Origin of the sequence: Bacillus sp. Bvel1 (genome assembly GCF_014872755.1) — a bacterium.
Classification (GTDB): domain Bacteria; phylum Bacillota; class Bacilli; order Bacillales; family Bacillaceae; genus Bacillus; species Bacillus velezensis.
Map to the genome: position 1 here is coordinate 537,393 of NZ_JAAOBZ010000008.1, position 22,203 is coordinate 559,595.

The following is a 22,203-nucleotide window of genomic DNA, read 5'->3' on the forward strand; positions in this document are numbered from 1 at the left end:
AAAGAATGGACCGCGCCCATTGTGACATTATTGTCCGTAATAGGCGTAGTCCGAATGTTTCGTTTGTTTCTTCCCGTTCATAACGGCCCCAAGGAGCTTGCACGGGCAGTAATCGAGCGCTTCTTTCGCCTTGGCCGCTTTTTCTTTGTCCGTTTTCCCGCTTGAGATCACCATAATGGCTCCGTCAGTGTAGCTGCCTAATATTTTCGTATCGGCTACGGCCAAAACGGGAGGCGTATCCAAAATCACCTTATCATAAACTGCGGCTGCTTCTGACAGAAGATCTTTCATCGCACCCGTCGATAAAAGCTCCGCCGGATTGGGCGGGATCGGCCCGCTCGTTAAAATATCCAAGTTTGCTTCATCAGCCGGCAGGACGGCATTCTGAAACGGCATCTGTTTTAACAGCAGCGACGTTAATCCGGTTCCGTTATCCAATTTGAAGGTGAAATGAACCGTCGGTTTGCGCAGATCCGCATCAATTAAAAGCACTTTTTTCCCCTGCTGTGCAAATACGACGGCAAGGTTGGCCGCGGTTGTCGATTTTCCTTCTTCCGGACCGGCGGATGTGATCAAAAGGGACTTCACCTCCGTATCAACGGAAGAAAATTCAATGTTTGTGCGAATCGTGCGATATTGTTCTGAGTTGATGGATTTCGGCTCAGACATCGCAATCACGCTTCGTTTTCCGGGTTTGTCTTTTTTACGCGTCAACATGTCCGCCTCCCGCTTGTTTGGTTTCCGCCATCCTCAAGCTTTTGGCAACGCTGTCTTTAGTACTGATTGAAGTAACCGTTCCCAGGATCGGGATGCCGAGCAGCGCTTCCAGCTGTTCTTCCGATTTGATCGTATTATCCAGATGTTCCAGCAAAAAGGCGAGACCGATTCCGCCCAAAAGTCCGGCGGCAAACGCAATCGCGATGTTCAGCTTACGGTTAGGCTCTGCCGGTGACTGGCTGTCCGACACTTCGGCCTTTGAAAGGATGCTGACATTATCCACGTTCATGATGGCGGTGATCTTGTCCTGAAAAACGGATGCAACCGCATTTGCCATAACGGCCGCCCGCTTAGCATCCGTATCCCGAACGGCAATCGTCACGACTTGTGAATCCTGCTCGCTGGATACCGTGATTTTCGATTCCAGCTCTTTCGAAGTCATGGACAGATGCAGCTGTTTAATCACCTCATCGAGGATGACCGGGCTTTTGATGATGACATTATACGTGTTGATTAATTGGAGGTTGGTTTGAACGTCATTGAATTGGACTTCTTTTTGATTGTTTTTGGATTGGCTGACCAAAATTTGAGTTGAGTTTTCATAGACCGGCGTAAGAGCGAAGAAACTGATGAGACCGCCTGCGGAAGATGCCGCCGCGGTAATAATAAGTATAAACAGCAGACGCTTTCTCAGTATTGCGAATATTTCCTTTATGCTTGCAGATTCTCCCATATAACCTCCATATCACTTTCCGTGTATTCCCATTCCCTCCAATGATCTTTTCCAATTACGATTATACAGCTTTAAACTGTCATTTCTAACCTTTTCAAATGACAAAATTCGACAAAAATAGACAATCACTTCAATCTGATTTATATTTGTAAGCGCTTTAAATGCTGGTGTCACAGGAAGATTAAAAAATCCCGCGGCCAGGAGCCTGCGGGATTTTATGTTGCATATCCATTTTTAATATAAGAAATCAAATTCTCAAGCATTTCTTTTGTGGTCATCTCAGAGGACTGCTCACCGATGTCGTGCGCATGCATTAAAATCTTCAGAAACTCCTCTTGATCTAACTTCGTTTTCTTCATCATTCGTTTCCTTTCGGCTTCCATTAAATTGAAAACAAGATTATTATATGCTGTCGGGTGCTGTTTTGCAATCTCTAATACATCATTCGACACATTCGGGTTTTTATGTCCTTTTTTAGGAAAAACTTTTTCCGGGCCATGTGTTGCGATATAATAGAGGAATTGGAATCTTTTTATTTTGTGACTCGTTAGGAGCGATAATCATGCTTCAGGATATGATTGCTAAAGAAGATGTGCTCGCAGCGGCTGAACAGCTTAAAGAACTTCTTCCTTACAATGAAGACAATGTTCAGCTGATGAAGAAAGCACTCATTTTATATCGGCAGGATTCCGTCTATCGTATACAGGTTCAAACCCCGACAGAGATTTCCGCATATGTGCAGGATGTTGTGCCTGTAAGGGTCACGCTGAACTTATTTTTCATGGTGAAAAGCGGCTGCGCATGCCCGTCTGAGGCGATCTGCCGCCACGTGCTCGCCGTTTTTCTTTACGTATATGCCCAATTCGAGCGGGTCGGTACCTTTACCGAACATTGGCTGGAAAGAGAAAAGCTTGTGGAAAGCAGGGAGCTTGTCCGCCGGCAGTTTCAGGAAAAAGTGCTGCCGAATGAAGAGTCGCTGTCAAGCTGGCTCGCTTTTTTTGATTCGGAATTCTCGCTGTGGGAGGCGCGGACGCCGGCCGGAAGCCAGACGATGCAGGGCCTTTATTACGGCTATCTGTCAGCGCTCAAAAAACACGCCCCGAAAAAACCCGAGCTTAAAAGCTTATATCAGATTCATTCGGCGCTTGCCGTCTGGCTTCACATGTTCACTTTGATTGAGTCAGGCAGATTGGATGCCGAAAAAGATTATTACAGCATTAATCCATACGTGGAACAGCTGATGGATACGATTTATTCCTCCATTGACAGACTGAAAACGTACGCCTTGTCTTTTTCACTCGATCCTTTTTTAGACCGGACGCCCCCGGTGCTCCGCAGACTGCTTGTGAAAGAAGAGCTTTTTCAATACGAACGCCTCCGGGTATTCGGTGAAATGTGGAGCGCGCTTTTGAACCGGCCGAAATGGGTCGCGCGTGAACAGGAGATTCTCGAACAGGAAAGCGGGCGCCGTTTTTCGCCGGAAGTGCGGTTCGGACGGCTTCATCTGGCCTTTTTGCAAAAAGATGATGAAGCGGTCTTTGAAGATATGTCCCGCTTCCCTCCTGAAGCGCTGCCGTACACTTTTCAATGGCTCGGTGAACTCACCGCGAAAAAAGACTGGAAACGGCTGAAAACATGGTATGGCCGGATCGAACCGCTTGCCGTGAACTATACGAAGCTTGATAAGCCGTTTAAAGAAATGCGCGACATCATCGGAGAGCTGTTTGCACTGTTGGCGGATTATGCGCGGCACTCACGGGATGATCAGCTGTTTGAACGGTTTGCTTCCGGCTGCCTTCCCTATACCTTTACCGAATACAGCCAGTACCTGTACGAAAAACGGCGGTACGCGGAATGGGTGGAGATTCACAGCCTCGTCGGTTTTTCCGTCTGGGAAATTGAAAAGGACATCCTGAAGGAAATTGCCGCCAGTGATCCGGAAGCGCTCATCCCCTCCTATCACCGGGCGGCGGCCTTTTTTATCGACCAAAAAAACCGCAGCGCCTATAAAGAGGCTGCGCGCCATCTGAAAAAACTGCGGACGCTTTATAAAAAGGCAAAAAAACAGCAGGTATGGGAGCGTTATATCAGCCGGCTGAGCGCAAGCTACAAGAGGCTGCGCGCCCTTCAAGAAGAATTGCAGAAAGGAAAGTTGATTGATGGCGAGTCTTAAGGAAATTTTCATTCATGTAGAACAAATGGAAGATTGGACATTTACGCTGTCAAGCCATGATGAGAAGGAGCAGCCGCTTACTCTCAGTCAGATGAAGACTCATTTGTTCCAATGGCATGAGTCCACCTTTTACGGAACGTTTCTTGAAGACGTCAGCTTCATCGGCACTCCGGCCGTTCTGCTCAGCCCTTGGATGACCGTCGAGCTGCTTGGAAAAAACTCGTTCAATTCATTCAGCACCGTGCAGCTGACAAAGGAAACGGAACCGTTAATCGAAGCGGCTTCGACGATATACGAATTTATTGCCGACGGCGATTTTCTTCCGGATTATGACGCATGGCAAAATGGCGTCCTGCGCTTCAAAGACCGCGAGCTTTTGCTGGAAGGCTTTACGGCAGACTGGTTCTCAGCCGCGGTACAGGACTACATTCAGTACAATGATGACCTGCTGGAAAAATGGCGGCGGATCGAAACCCGTTCGCCGGCCGTTCATACGTTTAAAGGCTCCTTTTTGGATGAAGAGGATTTTCTGGAGGGAATCGGCTGGCATGACGATCTGACGCCGTTTACCGTCGGCCTCCGATTAAACGAGCCTGATTTCGACGGTGACGACTGGAAAATCGAGATGTTTTTACGTGAGAAAAAAACCGGCTCCATCACCTTTTTCGACGGACTGAAAGGGCTGAAAAAAGCGTGGCAGGCATACAGCGGAAAAATCGCGCGTGAACAGGACCGCTTCCGCAGAACGGTTCCCTGGCTTTCGTTTGATTCAGGAACGACGCTGATATCTGAAGAAGAGGCTTGGATCTTCTTATCGGAAGCGAGTGAGACGCTTGTCGATATGGGTGTGGAGATTCTTCTCCCATCATGGTGGCAGATTGTCCGGGACAGCAATATGATGCTTAAGGCGAAAGTGTCATCCTCCCCGCGGGGCGAGTCCTTCGTCGGCATGAACGCTCTGCTTGATTTCAACTGGAGATTCGCCACAAACGGGATTGAGCTGACAGAGGATGAATTCAATGAGCTCGTCGCAAACAACAGACGTCTCGTCAACATCCGCGGCCAATGGGTGAAAATTGATCCGCAATTTATTAAACAGATGAAAATACTGATGGAAAAAGCGGAATCTGAGGGCCTCCACATGTCCGACGTGCTGGCGCGCGAACTGATGGATCACGGGGAAAACGGAGCCGAGGACACGGACATCATTGACTCATCGGCATTTGCCGGAATCAAGATCGAATTATCAAAGCATCTCAGAAGCCTGATCCGCAAACTGACGGATGCCGGGGATCTGCCGGAGCATGAAGTCAGCGCCGCGTTTCAGGGCCAGCTCCGCCCTTATCAGATGTACGGCATGAACTGGCTTCTGTTTTTACGGGAAAACGGCTTCGGCGCCTGTCTCGCAGATGACATGGGACTTGGAAAAACGATTCAGATGATCGCTTATTTTCTCCATGTGAAGGAAAGCGGCCGGCAAAAAGCGCCTGCCTTAATCATTGCGCCGACATCGGTGCTCGGCAACTGGCAGCGTGAGCTCCAGACCTTCGCGCCGCAGCTGAAGGCCGTGCTTCATTACGGCCCCCGCAGGCCGAAGGGGGAAGCATTTGTCCCGGCCTATCAGGACGCGGATGTCGTTCTTACTTCTTACGGCCTCTCGCACGCCGATCAGGAAGAGCTTTCTTCCGTGACATGGAGCACCGTCTGCCTTGATGAAGCGCAAAACATTAAAAACGCGCATACGAAGCAGTCCCGCGCAATCAGAAAGCTGAAAGGCGTCCATCATATCGCGCTGAGCGGAACACCGATGGAAAACCGCCTGACAGAGCTTTGGTCGATCTTTGATTTTATGAACAAAGGCTATCTCGGCAGTCTGACCGGCTTTCATAAACGCTATGTGCTGCCGATTGAAAAAGACCGTGACGAAAAAAGAATCAACCAGCTTCAGCAGTTAATCCGGCCGTTTTTACTGCGCCGGACAAAACGGGATGAAGAAGTGGCGCTTAATCTTCCTGACAAGCTGGAACAAAAAGAGTTTATCCCGCTCTCAGCCGAACAGGCATCCCTTTATGAACAGCTTGTCAAAGATACATTTGAACATATGGCTTCTCTGACCGGGATGCAGCGGAAAGCGCTGATTCTGAGCATGCTCGGCCGCTTGAAGCAAATATGCGACCATCCTGCGCTCTATTTGAAGGAAGAACAGACAGATCTGTTAAACGGGAGATCCGTCAAACTGGAAAAGCTGCTTGACTTAATGGCGGCGATCCGCGGACAAGGGGAAAGCTGCCTCATTTTCACCCAATACATTCAGATGGGCAACATGATGAAGCGCCTCCTGGAAAAAACATTCGGAGAACCGGTTCAGTTTTTAAACGGAAGCCTGTCCAAGCAGGAACGCGATTCCCTCGTCGAACGGTTCCAGAAGAAAGAATACCCGACGCTGATTTTGTCACTGAAAGCGGGCGGAACCGGCCTGAATCTGACGGCTGCCAATCATGTCATTCACTATGACAGGTGGTGGAATCCGGCGGTGGAAAACCAGGCGACCGACCGCGCCTACCGAATCGGCCAGGAACGGTTCGTCCACGTTCACAAACTCATTACGACGGGAACGATTGAAGAAAAAATTGATGCCATGCTCGAAACGAAACAAACTTTGAACGATCAGATTATCCAAAGTGAAAATTGGATTACCGAGCTGTCATCCGATGAGCTTGAAGAATTATTCACCCTCAGCGCATCGGCGCAATCACATTAAACGCAAAAAGACCGGCTCTCTCGGAAGAGCCGGTCTTTTATGTCGTCCTTACTGTTACGCCGCATTTGCCATGAATGCGTCACGCCAGTCATGAACAGTATCGCCATACCTTTCACAGTAAATTCCTGATCATATACGCAACGCCGTTTTGATCATTTGTCAATGTAACGGCATCAGCGATCTCTTTAATATCTTCTCTCGCATTCCCCATCGCTATGCCTTTTCCGGCCGCCTGAAGCATTGAATAGTCATTTAAGCTGTCACCGACCGCGGCGGTTTCAGCCATCGGAATGCCGAGCTTTTGCGCCAGCCGTTTGAGCGCCTGCCCTTTTGAGGCGTTTCGAGACGCCACTTCAAAGTTGTGATCGGCAGAGCTGACAAGGGTGAGATCTTTCTGACCGCTGAATCGGTCCCAGCCCGCTTTCAGCTTCCGCTCATCAAACGAAAATCCGAGAATATTATAAAAATCCAGATGCTCTTCTTTCTCAAAGAGCTCACGGTATGAATGAATGTAAGCAAAGCCGGACTGGCTGTATTGCACTGAAGCCGCCTGTTCCAAAACGGAAAGATCGGTTTCCGGATTGGCGCTTTTCACCCGGTCCATTTCGATATCGAGCAGCTGCCTGCCGGTTTCAGGCGTATAGATGGCTTTGTTTGTAAACACCTCATAATAATATTGATTCTCTTCAAGCCATGACAAAATCCCCCGGGCTCTTGATTCTTCAATCGCTTCACAATGGTACAGGCTGCCGTCAGGAGCATGAATGGCGGCTCCGTTTGCGCTGATAATCCATGTTTTTATGCCGAGCGGTTCGAATATGGAGTGCACATCAAAATGCGCGCGTCCAGTGGAAACCACGATTTCAATTCCCGCTTGCCGGGCTTCCCTTAAAGCCCGCTTGTTTTCATCACTTACTTGATGACTGCTGTTCAGCAGTGTGCCGTCCAGATCTATGGCAATCAGTTTCACATGTCCTCATCCTCTTCTTCAGATTCAGTTACAAGCAATTCTACGCCGTGCCGGTCGAGCAGATCGCAAAAATCCTGATCAGGCAGCCGATCGGTAATCAGCAGGTCAACCTCGTGCAGGTCTGCATACTGATAAAAACTCGTACGGCCAAGCTTCGAGTGATCGCTCAGCGCAATCACCTGTTCAGCCTGTCGGATCATTTTACGCTTTACCATGCCGTCTTCTTCATGCGGAATCGTCAGGCCGTTTTCCGAGATGCCGACAACGCCGATCAGCACCTTATCAGCGTGATAATCCCCCAGTTTTTCTACAACGGAAGCCCCGTATAAAAACCGGTGTTCCTTCTGGAGCTTTCCGCCGAGCAGGTGAATATCAATTCCCTCTTTTGCGGAAAGGATATCGGCCTGATTGATCGAATTTGTAATAACAGTGCAGCCGGTGACATTTAAATGCTCCGCGCAGGCCTGAACGGTTGTCGATGTGTCCAGGATGATCCGGTCTCCTTTATGAATCAGGGATGCGGCCAGCTTGCCGATTTTGTTTTTCTCTTCAGAAACGGTTTTCAGCCGGCCCGAATAGCCCGGAACTTCCTGATTCACTGACGGCAGAATCGCGCCGCCCCGTGTTCTGATAATGGCCCCTCGCTCTTTCAGCTTTACAAGGTCCCTTCTTGCGGTATCTCTTGAAATATGAAGCAGCGAACATATCTGTTCAGCGGTGATCCGCCGGTGCTGTTTCAAATATTCCATTATCGCAATCAGTCTTTCTTCTTGATACACGTCCTCATTCCCTTTTTTTCGTCACTTATCTGTAAGTAATTATAAGTTTTTATCCCAATATATTCAATGTTTTTAAGTATTTATAAGCGAAATCACTTCTTTTTAACCATTTTTCAGCTCCCGCACAAAAAAACCAGTCTTTCGACTGGCGAATGGGAAGGAGGTATTGCGGGGCCCGCTGAAAGGCGGGAAATCGAGGAAAAAAGCATGCTATTCAGCCAGCGGCTCTTTCCGTTTTTGATCCATAAACCGAACGGTATCAGCCATGACCTCGGTCACATAAACTTTTACGCCGTCTGTCTTTTCATAGCTTCTCGTCTGGATTCTGCCGCTTACACCGACCATTGACCCTTTTTGGCAGTACAATGCCGTGTTTTCAGCGTTTTTCCTCCAGATGGTGCAGTTGACGAAGTCGGTTCCGGTTTCACCCGACGCGCTTTTAAAATTGCGGTTTACCGCCAACGTAATATGAGCGACGGGAATGCCCGCTGATGTAAAACGGAGCTCCGGGTCTTTCGTCAGCCGGCCGACAAGCATAACGTGGTTAAACAAGCCGTATCCTCCTCTCTTTTTCGAGGCTGGCTTCATTGTAGTACAAAGGCTCATGAAAGCAAAAAGCGGAAAAAGCCGTTATCCGTTTAGGCTGCTTTTATGTTTTTGTTTTTCTTTCTGATAAAAAAAACTTTTGTTTTTGACCGCTTATGTAATATGTATTTTTGAGCAGCCGCGAGAAAAGTTTCGTTTTGAGCCAGTCTTTCTCAAACATGCGGACAAACTTTCCGCCGTCCCATGCGAACCAGTAAAAACTCAGCTTTTTATCAGTCAATGAAAGCTGAATTTTATACTGTTCCATGCGGTCTTTTGTTTCATATAAAAAGACGACATTTCCCCTTCTGTTAAGATGCACCTCACAATCTTCCTTTTTGCATACCAAGTAGGAATGATCGTCTTTTCGCCTTGAACCGTCTTCTATATAGATTTCCTTCAGGCGCAATTGATTCATAAGCATCTCTCCATGACCATATTCTTTTACATTATAATGAAAAAATAGAAATGATTAAATGTTGACCGCCTACAAAAATGATGAAGCATGTCTTACAGCATTTTCCCGGGAAAAATGATATGTGTTATAATAAATGAACGAAAAACATGGACAACAGGGGTGAAAATAAGAGATGAAAACCTTTAAACTGGTTGATCTGAATGTGGAACGTTTAGATAAAGACGATCAGCCGATTGAACAGTTTCCCCTTTTAGACGGATTGATTATCAACAAAGAGGACGGAGAAAACCACTGGTTAATTGAAGCACTGGTCCCGGCCGAACACTTTTCTTTTTTTGACATGCTGATGAAAAGCCAGAAAGAAGCGAAGGTGTTTGTAACGATTACGAAAAAAAGCAACCGCCCCGCCCAGCTGACGGGAAGCATCAAAAATATTGTGGAGCTGGAAAAGAGTATACAAGTTTTAATTTACGGTCAAATGGTGTCAAGAAACCACCCCGGATCAGAAAGCATTCTGGAGTCGCTCGTGAAAGAAGGCTACTCGGGCAGCCGGCTGATTGAAGCGTTTAAACAAAAATTATAATCATAAAAAAGGCCGGACGTTAATCATCCAGCCTTTTTTTGTGCCTTAGTCATTGTGAGGAGCCCGCTGTTTCAGCAGATCTCTGATTTCAGTCAGCAGTTCTGTCTGCTGATCTGTTTCTTCTGCTTCTTCAGCCTCTTCTTCTGCTTCTTTTTTACGTCTCAGCTTGCCTATTGTGCGGATCACGATAAAGATAGAAAATGAAATAATGAAGAAGTTCACAATCGTTTGAATGAAGCTTCCGTACTTGATATGAGCATCGCCGAATGTCACGGCCAGCCCTGAAAAGTCAAGACCGCCAAGAAGCAGGCCGACAAGCGGCATGATGATGTCTTCAACGAGCGACGTCACAATTTTGCCGAAAGCGCCGCCGATGACGACACCGATTGCCAGATCCATGATATTGCCCCGCATCGCAAAGCTTTTAAATTCTGACCACATTACATTCACCCCTTTCTATACAAAATGGGCTTTTTTATAAGCCCATTCGTTTGTTTTTATTCTCCGAGCGCAAATGTTAATTCAGCTTCACACACGAGCTCGCCGTCAACTTTGGCAACGCCTTTGCCGCGTCCGATCGTACCGCGCGCGCGGGTAATATCAACCTCAAGCTCCAGCTTGTCGCCCGGTTTTACCTGCTTTTTGAAACGGCAGTTATCAATCCCCGCAAAAAATGCGAGTCTGCCCCGGTTTTCTTCTTTAATCAGCATCGCAACCGCTCCGACCTGCGCCAAAGCCTCTACGATTAAGACGCCCGGCATAACAGGGTATTCAGGAAAATGGCCGTTGAAAAAATCTTCATTCGCCGTCACATTTTTATATCCCGCCGCCCGTTTTCCTTCTTCGACTTCTGTAATTCTGTCTACCAGAAGAAACGGATAGCGATGGGGAATAATTTCTTTAATTTGCTGAGTATCAAGCATTTTCTTGACATCTCCTTCATCGACAATAGTATGTATAGAAGGTATATGCGCTAACCAATCTGTACATTTGGAAGTATATTATGAATCAATTTCTTTTTCAACCGCGCTGTAAACTGTAACCAGCTGGCAATGAGCCTCGTCCATTAATGTGTTATGATAAATAAAGATTTTTACCCTATGCAAAGAGGTTGGAAGATGATTGCTAAGTTTACTGAAAAACGTACGCTGGTGATGCTGAATGAGTGGTATGACGCCATGGGAAAACGCCAATTCGATCTAGCCCGTTCCCTTCACGAACAAATCAATCAGCATCTCCCCAAATTACAAAAGAACGCAAAGCTCAAACTCAGATATCAGCTGTTTTTCGCACGGTTTCAGCTGCTGTTTGAGAAAAAAGACGGTCTGACTAAATTGTTCTGCGAGCTGAAGCGGCGCAAAGATGAGATGGATCATGAATTAACTTATTATTTCTATTTTTTCAAAGGGTTATTCCATATGGTGAATGGCGCTCCGAACCGTGCTGTCTGCCGCTTTAAAGAAGCTGAACAGTACCTGCCGGCCATTCAGGACCGTTTTGAAGCCGCTGAATTTTATTATAAAACAGCGGGTGCATATTACATGATGAAGTCGCCTGCGCTCTCCATTCAATATGTCAATAAAGCGCTGGAAATCTATCAAGGTGAATTCGGCTACATCAAAAAAACGCTCAGCTGCCGGCTGCTTCTCGCCGTGAATTACATAGACGAGGCACGCTATGAAGACGCAGAACAGCTCTTTAATGAATCCATAAAGATAACGGACCGGATCAATGACAATAACCTGCTGTGCCACGCCTATTATAATTTTGGTTTTTTAAAGACCGCCCAGAAAAAAGATAAAGAGGCCCTCCCTTTTTACAAAAAGGTATTGGGCAATCAGCGTTTCGAGAAAGAGTCTCCCGTTTCCTACCTGCATTGTGTATACGAAGCGGTCAGAGCACTTTTTAAAACCGGATATGCCGCCGAAGGACAAACCGTGCTGCAGAAAGGTTTATACATATCTGAAAAAGTGCAGAACAAGATTATGAAATTGAAGCTGACCGCGCTCAACATACTGTACACCGCTCAGGAGGACCCGTACGACCGATTGCAGAAACTCGTGCTGGAGCTGCAGAAAATTGAAGCGTGGGTGGATTTGGAAGTGCTGCTTCAGGATATTACTGATTACTACAAAAAAAAGGGCGATTTTGAGAAAGCCGCATTTTTTATCATGCGCGGCTGATCAAAACGCCCCTTCTTTTATCTGACTGAGTTGATTAAGCCCAGCATTTGGTCTCCCAATGTAATCGTGCGGCTGTTCAGCTGATAGGAACGCTGAGACACGATTAGGTCGGTCATTTCTTTTGACATATCGACATTTGAACTTTCAAGCGCGCCCTGCTCCATGCCGATTGCCTGTCGGTTTGCGCCGGTAAGCTCTTCAATCGCTGAAGCCCCCGCTCCGTTTACGGAAAACAGATTATCCCCTTCCGCATGAAGGGCCTGAGGATTATTGACATTGACGATGCCGAGATTAAACGTCTGCGAACGGGTTCCTGCCTGGTCTGAAGCAGTCAGCGTTCCGGTTTTGCTGATTTTCAGCTGATTCAGCGAACTGTCAATTTGTATGGGCTGGCCGTTCTCATCGAGAATGGGATTGCCTCCCGCTGTCATCAGCTGAAGCACCCGGTCATTTCCGCCGGCCGGCTTGAGGGAAAGTGAGCCGTCCCTTGTATACACCCGCCGTCCGTCCGCTTCTGCCTGAAGATATTGATAAGGTGAGGTGAACGCGATATCAAGGTCACGGTCGGTTTTTTTGATGCCTCCCTGCCCTGAGTCCAGCTGCGGAGTCATGACCGTTCCGGCGCCGAGACGCAGGCCGGGCGGCGTTTTCCGCATGTTCGGCGAATTTTCCTTTTTGTCATCTATATGGTCATACTGCTGTCTGATCAGCTCGGAAAAGCGGGAGTCCCTCGCTTTATAGCCTGTTGTATCACTGTTTGAAAGGTTGCTGCTGACTGTATCCATCTGCTGCTGAAGCTGATTTAAGGCTGTTGAAGCCGTCAGCATTGATCTGAGCATCATAATTGAACGTCCCCCATTTTGTTACACTTTGCCGATTTCATTTGCGGCTTTATCCATGCTTTTATCGTAAGCCTGAATGACTTTCTGATTGGCTTCAAATGATCTGTATGCTTCCGTCATTTCTGTATACGTGCTCGTCACGTCCACATTCGAAAGCTCCGAGACGCCTTGCTTTAATGAATACGAGACCTGGGGATTCGCCGCCGCGCTCGGCAGTTCAGAGCCGTCGGCCGTGCTGTATAGGTCATTGCCGTCCCGTTTCAGATTGCGCACGTCTTCTTCCATTCTGATGTCAATCTGCCCCGCCGGCCGGCCGTTTGTCGTGACCGTTCCGTTTTCTGATACGGTGAATTTTTCATTGTCTACTGTAATCGGCTGTCCGTTTGTTGATAAAACAAGGTTTCCGTTTATCGTAAGCTGATTGTTTTCATTTAATGAGAAAGTGCTGCTTTTTGAATAGCGGACGCCGCCCGCAGTCTGCACGGGATAAAACAGCTCGGCGTTTTCATTCGTTTCGGCATTCTTGGGAACCTGATTCTCCATAAGCGCGATATCCGTCGGCTGATCGGTCGTTTTCAGGCTTCCCTGCGTAAACAACGGTTTCAGCTCCTGCATGTATACGCCTGTGTTGACGGAACCGATTTTCGTTTTTTTATCGCCTTCTATTCGGCTCAGAAGCATCTCGGGAAAGGCGCGGATTGAACCTTGATCCTCTTTGTATCCTGACGTATTCGCGTTTGCGATGTTATTTGACAGCATTTCCGTTCTTCTCTGCTGTGTAATCATTGCGGACGTTGCGGTATATAATCCTTTTAACAAGTCTTCCACCTCTGAAATAGCATTATTTCCAGTTGCCTCACCGGAACATTTGTTCTATAATGAAAATCAGCATTTTTTCTTATTATCGGATTTACATTCCCGTTCGTGAAGGGTTTGACAGAAAAAAACCCCATTCTTTTTCAGAATGAGGTTTTATCATCAGCTCAGTTTGCGTTTCGGAAGCTTGTCCATGTTATCCAGCATGACGCCGGTTCCGACCGCAACACAATCCATCGGGTTCTCAGCGACAAGAACAGGCACCCTCAGCTCTTCGGCAAGAAGCTGGTCAAGCCCGTTTAACAGCGCTCCCCCGCCGGTAATGATAACGCCGCGGTCGATGATGTCAGCGGACAATTCAGGCGGTGTTCTTTCAAGAACCTGCTTGGCGGCCTGCACAATGACGGCAACTGATTCACGAAGGGCTTCTTCCACTTCTTTGCTGTTTACTGTAATCGTTCTCGGCAGACCGGAAACCATGTCACGGCCGCGGATGGTGATTTCTTCATGACGTGCGTCTGGGAAAACCGTTGCGACCTTCACCTTAATATCTTCAGCGGTACGTTCACCGATCAGCAGCTTATACTCGCGTTTGATATAATTTAAGATTTCCATGTCAAACTTGTCCCCAGCCATCTTAATAGAAGAGGAGGTGACAATATCGCCCATAGAAATAACTGCGATATCTGTCGTACCGCCTCCGATGTCAACAACCATGTTACCGCTCGGCTGGAAGATTTCCATACCCGCGCCGATAGCGGCAACTTTCGGTTCTTCTTCAAGGTACACATGCTTTCCGCCGCTTTTTTCAGCTGCTTCTTTAATCGCTTTCTGCTCAACGGATGTAATATTCGTCGGGCAGCAGATCAGCATACGCGGTTTTGAGAAAAGTCCTTTTACATTCAGCTTATTAATGAAATGTTTCAGCATAGCTTCAGTTACTTCGAAGTCTGCGATTACGCCGTCTTTCAGCGGACGGATCGCAACAATATTCCCAGGTGTACGTCCAACCATTCGTCTGGCTTCTTCACCGACAGCCAGCACTTTGCCGCTGTTTTTATCAAGTGCCACAACGGAAGGCTCATTCAGAACAATTCCTTTTCCTTTTACATGGATCAGTACATTTGCAGTACCGAGGTCAATTCCAATATCCCTTGCAAACATCTATTTATATCCTCCTTGATATCTGTTTCACAGTAAAATATCCACATTGTGCCCTAATTATATATATTATCATAATTTATCAAAAAAAAGCTGCTGAACGATATAAGTTCTTGACAAAATTTTGCGGATATTCGCGAAACCGCCCGGAGGAGAAAAAAGGGCCCGGCAGATGTCAGGCGCTACGGCTGCTGAACGGGCTCCCCTTCAAGAATTTCATCCTTCTTGTACTTTAATTTCGTCGCCTCGCCCCCCCTTAAATGTCTGATGGATTTATGATAATCGAGTATTTCTTTTACTTCATTCGCCAAGTCAGGATTGATTTCAGGCAGGCGTTCTGTCAGATCTTTGTGTACGGTACTTTTGGAAACACCAAACTCTTTCGCAATGACACGAACGGTTTTTTTCGTCTCCACGATATACTTACCAATCTTGATTGTTCGCTCTTTGATGTAATCGTGCACACCACTCGACCTCCCCAGTTGGATGTGAGAAGTGTGAAATGAGATCCGTATTCTGTAACAGATTCACTGATGATGCAGCTTCTTCGTTGTCCGATTATATAAGAAGGTTTTAGAAATATGCCCACGATCCCTCACCTCAAACACTCTCTTTGATAGGTTTGTAACAGTGTATTAGCAATGAATTGGGAATATGCTAAAAACTCAATAAGGACAAGGGGCGGGTCATAATTTTCTGCTTTTTGAACGGGGGGTTTACATCCGCGCGATCCTGCTGTAGAATGAAACAGCACAATTAGTTACTTAGGTAAGTTTTTTGAAAAGGAGAACGGAAATGATCCACGTCAACAGACGCCTCATTCACCAAATCAATCAATGCGCCCGCCTGATTACGAAGAAAGCCAATGAACGGCTGGAACCATTCGGCCTGTACTCCTCTCAATGGTCAATCCTATATTGCTTAAAAACGATCGGACCGATGACCCAAAAAGAAATCTGGTCCTATCTGAACGTAGAGGCGCCGACCGTTACCAGAACGATCAAACGCCTTGAAGAAAACGGCTGGATTCAGCGGGAACAGGGAGAAGACAAGCGGGAAAAGCTCGTCGTCCTGACGAAGGAAGCTGAATTGAAATACAACAGCATCAATCAAGAGATGCTGAAGTTCGAGGAAGACATGCTTGCGGATTTCCAAGATGGAGATAAGGAAGCTTTTTCTGAGTTTCTGAATGTGTTTTTAACGAAATAATAAAGAAAGGGAAGTGCTGTACTTTTGAGTAAATCTGACTCGATCTGGACCAAAGATTTTATTATGGTCGTACTCGTAAATTTATTTGTCTTTGTGTTCTTTTATACATTTTTGGCCGTGCTGCCTATCTATATGATTCAGGAGCTTGGCGGCAGTGAATCGCAAGGAGGGCTTTTGATCAGCCTGTTCCTGTTATCTGCTATTATCACCCGTCCTTTTTCAGGGGCGATTATTGAACGGTTCGGCAAGAAAAGAATGACGATTGTATCTCTGGCGCTGTTCGCCCTGTCTTCTTATCTGTATTTGCCGATACACAATTTCTATCTGCTGCTCGGACTGCGTTTTTTCCAAGGCATCTGGTTCAGCATTTTAACGACGGTCACAGGCGCAATTGCCGCTGACCTTATTCCCGCCAAGCGGCGCGGCGAGGGGCTCGGTTATTTTGCGATGTCTATGAACCTTGCCATGGCGATCGGTCCGTTTCTCGGACTGAGCCTTGTGAAAGTCATATCGTTCCCGGTGTTCTTTACGCTTTTTGCTGTATTTGTTTCTTTAGGCTTGCTGATTGCTTTTATGATTCGTGTGCCTGATCAAAACAACAGCGGAACGACTGTGTTCCGTTTTTCTTTCTCCGACATGTTTGAAAAAGGCGCGCTTAAAATCGCGATTGTCGGGTTGTCCATTTCTTTCTGTTATTCAAGTGTGACTTCATATTTATCCGTTTATGCAAAGACGATCCACCTGTTGGATGTCAGCGGCTATTTCTTCGTCTGTTTCGCCGTGACGATGATGGCCGCCCGTCCTTTCACAGGAAAGCTGTTTGACAGAGTGGGGCCGGGAATCGTCATCTATCCGTCGATTATCGTGTTCTCCGCGGGGCTTTGCATGCTGGCGATGACAAACAGCGCCCTCATGCTTCTCTTGTCCGGTGCCGTAATCGGTCTCGGATACGGCTCTATCGTACCGTGTATGCAGACGCTGGCGATTCAGAATTCGCCCGGACACCGTTCAGGCTTTGCGACGGCGACCTTCTTCACTTTCTTTGACAGCGGGATTGCCGGCGGGTCATATGTATTCGGCCTCTTCGTCGCTTCGGCCGGATTCCATTCGATTTATCTGGCAGCGGGGCTGTTCGTCCTGATTGCTTTGCTCCTGTATGGCTGGAGCCAGAAAAAAAGAACGCCGCTTGAAGCGGACGGAAACGTTTCAATCGCAGACTGATATGACAAAAAGCCGGGGGCAGCCCCCGGCTTTTTTTATTCGGCCGCTCTTTCCCGCACGATTCGTCCCTCCGCTTTTGCATAAGGAGGATGAATGTACATAAGCGCCGTATAACCGAGACATGACAAAATGACACCCGCAAACCAGGAGATATCATAGATGCCGGCGAACGCCGGGACGTACATTCCGATTAAAGAAATAAACGCGCCGAGAAACGTCGCGGCAAAGGCCCGGTAATTATAGCCTTTGTAATAAGTGTACTGTCCGGTTTCTGAATAAAGGTCTTCAACTGAGAGCTTCCTTTTTCTGATAATAAAATAATCAGCCATCATCACCCCGGCCACCGGTCCGAGCATCCCGCCGATGAGTCCGAGAAACGCATATACATTCGTGGCGCTCTCCATCAGCTTCCACGGTATTGTGAACAGAGCCAAAACGGCGGTCAAATACCCTCCCCTTCTGAATGTAATATACTTCGGCAGGACATTCGCCAAGTCATAGGCCGGTGACACGATGTTTGCCGCCACGTTAACCGAGACGGCGGCGATGCAAAGTGTGATGACCGAAAGAGCGATAACGAAAGGATTATCAAACCGGGCCAAAATCTCCACCACATCCCAGATCGGTTCTCCGAATGCTACCTGTGATCCGGATGTCACCGTGATGCTTGCAAACGCAAACAGCGCAAACGTTCCCGGCAGCCCGTAAAACTGGCCGCGAATCTGTTCTTTTTGCGACGCGGCGAACCGGGTGAAGTCAGGGATATTCAGAATCAGCGTCGCCCATATTCCGATAATGCCCGTCACTCCGGCGGCAAACGGCCAAAACGTTTCAGAAAATGTATGGAACTTTCCCGGCTGTGAGTAAATCGGACCGAGCCCGCCGGCAATATCTATCGCCCACCAGACCATGCCGCCGAAGACGAGATAAACAAGCGGGCCCGCCCACACTTCAAATTTTTTGATCGATTCCATGCCGTGCCGCAGCACAAGCAGATGAATGCCCCAAAAGAAAATGAACGACAGAAAGCCCGGCAGATGAAGCCCGAATATATTCCAATCTCCGCCGAGACTCCCCCAGCCCGGCCATATGTTCAAAAGCAGAATGTGTAAGGCAGTGCTCCCGGCAAATGTTTGAATTCCGAGCCACATGATGGCTGTAAACGCCCTGAGAAGCGCCGGAATGTTAGCGCCGTATATTCCGTAAGAAGCCCTGATAATGACCGGAAAAGGCAGGCCGTATTTCGTTCCGGCATGGCCGTTCAAGGCCAAAGCGGCGAACAAAATCAGTGACGCCGTCACGATAATGGCGAGCACCTGCCACGGAGAAAGGCCGATCGCAATGAGCCCGCCCACAGTCGCGTAGGTCGGGATATTATGAATACAACCCATCCAAATGGATGCAAAATTCACCGCCTTCCATGTCCGTTCGCCGTCTTCTAAAGGCAGTAAATCTTTGTTGCTTAGCCGATCACTCGTTATTTTTGTCATTTTCTCCCTCCCGCATGTACGTTTTCCTTACATCACATGTGAAAAAATATAACTGAAAATTCCGCAAATAACATTGGTCGCTGTCGACAATAATCGTTTTGATTTTTGAGCACATTACACAAAAAAAGAGACAGGGAGAGCCCGTCTCTTTTTTTCGCGCCTGTTAAGAGGCTTTTTTGAGGAGAACCGAAAACCGGAACGCCATCAAAAGGCTTACGGCGCCGACAACGATAAGAATCGTCCCAAGCATATGAAAATGGGCGGCGGTAATTTCTTTCCCGAAAAGAATGCCCAAAATGACAGAAGACAAAATCGAACCGAGATACCTGCAGGTCTGAAACAGGCCGGACGTTGTTCCGACCATGTCGGCGGGGCTCGTTTTCAGCATGGCCGCCTGAAACGTGACATTTCCGAAGCCGTAGCCGACACCAAGCACGGACAGGATCAGCCCTTTTCCTATCATGGGCGCCTGAAGAAAGAAAAACGTTAACAGCACCGCCCCGATCGCGGTCAGGCAGGTTCCGGCAACAATCGGCTGAAGAAGCCCTTTCTTATCTATCCATTTTCCGGTCAAAGGCGACACCAGAATACTCATGCCCGACATAAACAGCATAATCAATCCGCTTGTCTGAACGGACAAATGCATTTCATCCTGAAAATAGCTCGGAAGCCCGAAAAAGATGCAGTAAAAGAATATATTCAGCAAAATAAATTGAATATACACCGACGATAGTTTCCGATGCGTTTTAAACAGCCTGACATCAATAAACGGCTTCTCCGTTTTCAGCTCGCGCCAGATAAACAGCCCGACAAACAAAAGCCCGAATACGCCTTCTGTATAGTGAGGCTTCGTACTGAAGGACAATAAAAACGACAGGAGAAGGATAATCGCTCCGGCAAACAGAAGTATCCCGATCGTATCAAGCTGGCGGAGCACGCCTTTCAAGCCGCCGATCTCGCGTTTTTCATCTTTCGGAAACATATACATTCCGAGAAAAAAGCTGAGGATGATAAACGGCAGATTGACGAAAAAGATCGCCGGCCACCCTCCCCAAACGATCAGAAAACCGCCGAGAGTCGGACCGAGCGCCGTCATGGCTGATGCAAAGATTGACAGGACGGCCAGCGCCGAAGCCTGCTTCTCCTGTATATTTGAACGGATCAATCCGACGCCGGACGGATATATCGCGCTGCTTCCGATCGATTGAAAAAGCCGCATGATCAGCAATGTCATAAAAGTCGGCGCAAACGGCGCGCCGACCGCCGAGACGGCAACAAGCAGAAGCCCGATCAAAAACAGCTTCTTCCTGCCGAGCATATCACCGAGCTTCCCGGTAACAGGCTGCGCCACCGCGCTGGCAAGATAAAAGGACGATATCAGCCAGGACACCGTTGTAAACGACAGGTGAAATTCATGCTGAATACTGTGAAGCGCAAGAGAAATCATCGACGAGTTCAATGGGTTCAGCATCGTCCCCGAAGCCACGGCCGTCAAGAACAGGACGCGGCTTTTTTTGGAGATTGTCATTTTGTCTGTGCGATAAATTCTTCCGTCGTCCGGCTTCTGCCGATTTTCGGGAAGATAAACTTGAGTGTCGCTTCGTGCTGTTCATCGCTGAATGTCGCCATCGCGTCAGTTACGAAAACTTGCTGATACCCGAGCTGAAAAGCTTCCCGCGCCGTGCTTTCCACACCGATGTTTGTTGCAATCCCGCATAACACAATCGTGTCGATTCCCCGTCTTCTGAGCTGAAGGTCCAGGTCCGTGCCGAAAAACGCGCCCCACTGCCGTTTTGTTACCGTATAATCGTTTTCTTTCACTCCGATTTCAGGCACAAATTCAGCCCAATCAGCCGGCGGAGCCGAATGGCCCGCCGCCTCTTCATCCGTCAGCGGCTTCAGCGCATCCGCTCCGTCATGAAAATCTACGTTCACAAAGCTGATAAATCCGCCTTTTTCCCGGAACACATCAATTAATTTTTTCGCGTTCGGCACAACGGTACCGCTTTTATCCATCGGCACGATGCCTTTTTGTAAATCAATAAGGACCAAAGCCGTTTTTTCAAATTGCAGATTCAATGATGTTGTCATAATGATTCCTCCTGATGCAGTTAGTGTTTCTCACCCCGTTTATTTTACTCTTTCCCGGACAGGATTTCTTCCGCCATGCTCCAGCGCTCTTTTTATGGATATAAAGTCGCATGACAACCCTTTGAAAAAGCGACATTATGAACGCAAAAAACCATGTCAGATAACCTTACACGAAAATGTTTTATCGTTCTTTTTTCTCTATAATAATGAATTAATCACGATTACATTTTGAATGAGACGGAGGAATACAACATGCAGATGGGCGATACAGTATTTATGTTCTTTTGCGCTTTACTCGTGTGGCTGATGACCCCCGGGCTGGCTTTGTTTTACGGCGGAATGGTAAAAAGCAAAAACGTGCTCAGCACGGCGATGCACAGTTTTTCTTCCCTCGCCATCGTATCCGTCGTTTGGGTTTTGTACGGATATTCACTTGCTTTTGCCCCCGGGAATACATGGCTTGGCGGGATTGAATGGGCCGGACTGAAGGGGGTCGGCTTTGAACCCGGAAGTTATAGTGATACGATCCCGCATTCATTATTCATGATGTTCCAAATGACGTTTGCCGTACTGACGACGGCCATTATTTCCGGAGCATTTGCTGAACGCATGAGATTCAGTGCTTTTCTTGTATTTTCCTTTTTGTGGGCTTCCCTCGTATATACGCCCGTTGCGCACTGGGTATGGGGCGGCGGCTGGATCGGCCAAATGGGCGCTCTTGACTTCGCAGGCGGAAACGTCGTCCACATTTCTTCCGGGGTCGCCGGGCTCGTGCTGGCGATTGTGCTCGGGAAACGCAAGGACGGCACGGCGGCTTCGCCTCACAACTTAATTTACACGTTCTTGGGCGGGGCGCTCATTTGGTTCGGATGGTTCGGCTTCAATGTCGGCAGCGCCCTCACGCTTGACAGTATCGCGATGTTTGCCTTCATTAACACAAACACCGCGGCTGCGGCCGGAATTATCGGCTGGATTTTAATCGAATGGATGCTGAACAAAAAACCGACCATGCTGGGTGCTGTGTCAGGCGCTATTGCCGGGCTTGTCGCCATTACGCCGGCTGCCGGGTTCGTTACGCCGTTCTCTTCCATCGTAATCGGTTTCATCGGCGGGCTTGTCTGCTTCTGGGGCGTGTATTGGCTCAAAAAGACTTTCGGATACGATGATGCGCTTGACGCTTTCGGCCTGCATGGAATCGGCGGGACATGGGGCGGCATCGCGACCGGTTTATTCGCCACCACTTCCGTCAATGACGGCGGGGCAAACGGACTGTTTTACGGCGATCCGGGACTGCTCTGGAAGCAGATTGCGGCCATTGCGGCAACCTATGTATTTGTATTTATTGTCACTTTCGTTATCATTAAAATTGTAGGTCTGTTCATTCCCCTCCGCGCCAGCGAAGAAGAAGAGTCACTTGGCCTTGATTTAACGATGCACGGGGAAAAAGCATATCAGGACTTATAAAGTGAGG

General features: G+C 47.9%; 23 protein-coding genes. 7 read left to right on the forward strand and 16 right to left on the reverse strand.

All coding sequences use genetic code 11. The annotated features are described in order from the left end of the window. Positions 1-27 precede the first annotated feature (27 nt). From HAP68_RS17020 to HAP68_RS17030, 3 genes are all read right to left on the reverse strand, one after another. The gene (locus tag HAP68_RS17020; protein WP_021734086.1) at positions 28-717 is read right to left on the reverse strand and encodes a CpsD/CapB family tyrosine-protein kinase; all 690 of its coding nucleotides are present in this window, start codon (positions 715-717) and stop codon (positions 28-30) included. Then, positions 704-1,450, reverse strand: a complete 747-nt coding sequence (gene tkmA / locus HAP68_RS17025) for a protein-tyrosine kinase activator TkmA (RefSeq protein WP_003151261.1) — start codon at positions 1,448-1,450, stop codon at positions 704-706. The genes HAP68_RS17020 and tkmA overlap by 14 nt, the downstream gene beginning before the upstream one ends. Before the next feature lie 215 nt (positions 1,451-1,665). Further along, the gene (locus HAP68_RS17030; RefSeq protein WP_003151259.1) at positions 1,666-1,809 is read right to left on the reverse strand and encodes a YwzD family small protein; all 144 of its coding nucleotides are present in this window, start codon (positions 1,807-1,809) and stop codon (positions 1,666-1,668) included. 203 nt (positions 1,810-2,012) lie between these two features. On the opposite strand from HAP68_RS17030, the gene HAP68_RS17035 reads away from it, so the two are divergent. Next, positions 2,013-3,623 carry an SWIM zinc finger family protein gene (locus HAP68_RS17035; RefSeq protein ID WP_024085901.1) on the forward strand — a complete coding sequence of 537 codons (1,611 nt, stop codon included), beginning with the start codon at positions 2,013-2,015 and terminating at the stop codon, positions 3,621-3,623. Continuing rightward, positions 3,610-6,384: a DEAD/DEAH box helicase gene (locus HAP68_RS17040; RefSeq protein WP_024085902.1), complete on the forward strand. Its 2,775-nt coding sequence runs from the start codon at positions 3,610-3,612 to the stop codon at positions 6,382-6,384. Before HAP68_RS17035 ends, HAP68_RS17040 begins: the two co-directional genes overlap by 14 nt. 112 nt (positions 6,385-6,496) lie before the next feature. Here the strand turns inward: HAP68_RS17040 and HAP68_RS17045 are convergent, their stop codons facing one another. From HAP68_RS17045 to HAP68_RS17060, 4 genes are all read right to left on the reverse strand, one after another. Beyond that, on the reverse strand, positions 6,497-7,354 hold the full coding sequence (locus HAP68_RS17045) for a Cof-type HAD-IIB family hydrolase (protein ID WP_024085903.1): 858 nt from the start codon (positions 7,352-7,354) through the stop codon (positions 6,497-6,499). Further along, positions 7,351-8,133, reverse strand: coding sequence for a DeoR/GlpR family DNA-binding transcription regulator (locus HAP68_RS17050; protein WP_003151250.1), 783 nt, complete (start codon positions 8,131-8,133; stop codon positions 7,351-7,353). Before HAP68_RS17050 ends, HAP68_RS17045 begins: the two co-directional genes overlap by 4 nt. A 210-nt stretch (positions 8,134-8,343) precedes the next feature. After that, a complete protein-coding gene (locus HAP68_RS17055) occupies positions 8,344-8,685 on the reverse strand; it encodes a single-stranded DNA-binding protein (protein WP_003151249.1) in 342 nt (113 codons plus the stop codon). 97 nt (positions 8,686-8,782) lie between these two features. Continuing rightward, on the reverse strand, positions 8,783-9,136 hold the full coding sequence (locus HAP68_RS17060; RefSeq protein WP_003151247.1) for a hypothetical protein: 354 nt from the start codon (positions 9,134-9,136) through the stop codon (positions 8,783-8,785). A gap of 172 nt (positions 9,137-9,308) precedes the next feature. Here HAP68_RS17060 and HAP68_RS17065 point away from each other — a divergent pair, with 172 nt between their 5' ends. Then, on the forward strand, positions 9,309-9,719 hold the full coding sequence (locus HAP68_RS17065; protein ID WP_003151245.1) for a YwpF-like family protein: 411 nt from the start codon (positions 9,309-9,311) through the stop codon (positions 9,717-9,719). A 45-nt stretch (positions 9,720-9,764) separates the two neighbouring features. Here HAP68_RS17065 and mscL read toward each other — a convergent pair whose 3' ends face one another. Further along, positions 9,765-10,160, reverse strand: coding sequence for a large conductance mechanosensitive channel protein MscL (gene mscL / locus HAP68_RS17070; RefSeq protein ID WP_003151243.1), 396 nt, complete (start codon positions 10,158-10,160; stop codon positions 9,765-9,767). A 56-nt stretch (positions 10,161-10,216) separates the two neighbouring features. Next, positions 10,217-10,642 carry a 3-hydroxyacyl-ACP dehydratase FabZ gene (gene fabZ / locus HAP68_RS17075; RefSeq protein WP_003151242.1) on the reverse strand — a complete coding sequence of 142 codons (426 nt, stop codon included), beginning with the start codon at positions 10,640-10,642 and terminating at the stop codon, positions 10,217-10,219. 195 nt (positions 10,643-10,837) lie between these two features. On the opposite strand from fabZ, the gene HAP68_RS17080 reads away from it, so the two are divergent. Next, positions 10,838-11,902 (forward strand): tetratricopeptide repeat protein, encoded by a 1,065-nt coding sequence (locus HAP68_RS17080; protein ID WP_003151240.1) that lies wholly within the window; start codon positions 10,838-10,840, stop codon positions 11,900-11,902. 17 nt (positions 11,903-11,919) lie between these two features. Here the strand turns inward: HAP68_RS17080 and HAP68_RS17085 are convergent, their stop codons facing one another. From HAP68_RS17085 to spoIIID, 4 genes are all read right to left on the reverse strand, one after another. Next, positions 11,920-12,741 (reverse strand): flagellar hook-basal body protein, encoded by an 822-nt coding sequence (locus HAP68_RS17085; RefSeq protein ID WP_015387588.1) that lies wholly within the window; start codon positions 12,739-12,741, stop codon positions 11,920-11,922. Positions 12,742-12,765: 24 nt separating this feature from the next. Continuing rightward, positions 12,766-13,563, reverse strand: a complete 798-nt coding sequence (locus tag HAP68_RS17090; RefSeq protein WP_007614310.1) for a flagellar hook-basal body protein — start codon at positions 13,561-13,563, stop codon at positions 12,766-12,768. Between the two features lie 159 nt (positions 13,564-13,722). Then, a complete protein-coding gene (gene mbl / locus HAP68_RS17095) occupies positions 13,723-14,724 on the reverse strand; it encodes a cell shape-determining protein Mbl (protein WP_003151237.1) in 1,002 nt (333 codons plus the stop codon). A 179-nt stretch (positions 14,725-14,903) separates the two neighbouring features. Continuing rightward, positions 14,904-15,185, reverse strand: a complete 282-nt coding sequence (spoIIID, locus tag HAP68_RS17100; RefSeq protein ID WP_003151236.1) for a sporulation transcriptional regulator SpoIIID — start codon at positions 15,183-15,185, stop codon at positions 14,904-14,906. 331 nt (positions 15,186-15,516) lie between these two features. On the opposite strand from spoIIID, the gene HAP68_RS17105 reads away from it, so the two are divergent. Then, positions 15,517-15,930, forward strand: coding sequence for a MarR family winged helix-turn-helix transcriptional regulator (locus HAP68_RS17105; RefSeq protein WP_014305988.1), 414 nt, complete (start codon positions 15,517-15,519; stop codon positions 15,928-15,930). A gap of 24 nt (positions 15,931-15,954) precedes the next feature. Continuing rightward, positions 15,955-17,151, forward strand: coding sequence for an MFS transporter (locus HAP68_RS17110; RefSeq protein ID WP_024085905.1), 1,197 nt, complete (start codon positions 15,955-15,957; stop codon positions 17,149-17,151). Between the two features lie 35 nt (positions 17,152-17,186). On the opposite strand, the gene HAP68_RS17115 is transcribed toward HAP68_RS17110, so the two are convergent. From HAP68_RS17115 to HAP68_RS17125, 3 genes are all read right to left on the reverse strand, one after another. Continuing rightward, on the reverse strand, positions 17,187-18,641 hold the full coding sequence (locus HAP68_RS17115; RefSeq protein ID WP_024085906.1) for an NCS1 family nucleobase:cation symporter-1: 1,455 nt from the start codon (positions 18,639-18,641) through the stop codon (positions 17,187-17,189). 163 nt (positions 18,642-18,804) lie between these two features. Further along, positions 18,805-20,169, reverse strand: a complete 1,365-nt coding sequence (locus HAP68_RS17120; RefSeq protein WP_024085907.1) for an MFS transporter — start codon at positions 20,167-20,169, stop codon at positions 18,805-18,807. After that, positions 20,166-20,732, reverse strand: coding sequence for an isochorismatase family protein (locus tag HAP68_RS17125; protein ID WP_003151227.1), 567 nt, complete (start codon positions 20,730-20,732; stop codon positions 20,166-20,168). The genes HAP68_RS17120 and HAP68_RS17125 overlap by 4 nt, the downstream gene beginning before the upstream one ends. 252 nt (positions 20,733-20,984) lie before the next feature. Here HAP68_RS17125 and HAP68_RS17130 point away from each other — a divergent pair, with 252 nt between their 5' ends. After that, on the forward strand, positions 20,985-22,196 hold the full coding sequence (locus HAP68_RS17130) for an ammonium transporter (RefSeq protein WP_003151223.1): 1,212 nt from the start codon (positions 20,985-20,987) through the stop codon (positions 22,194-22,196). Positions 22,197-22,203 lie beyond the last annotated feature (7 nt).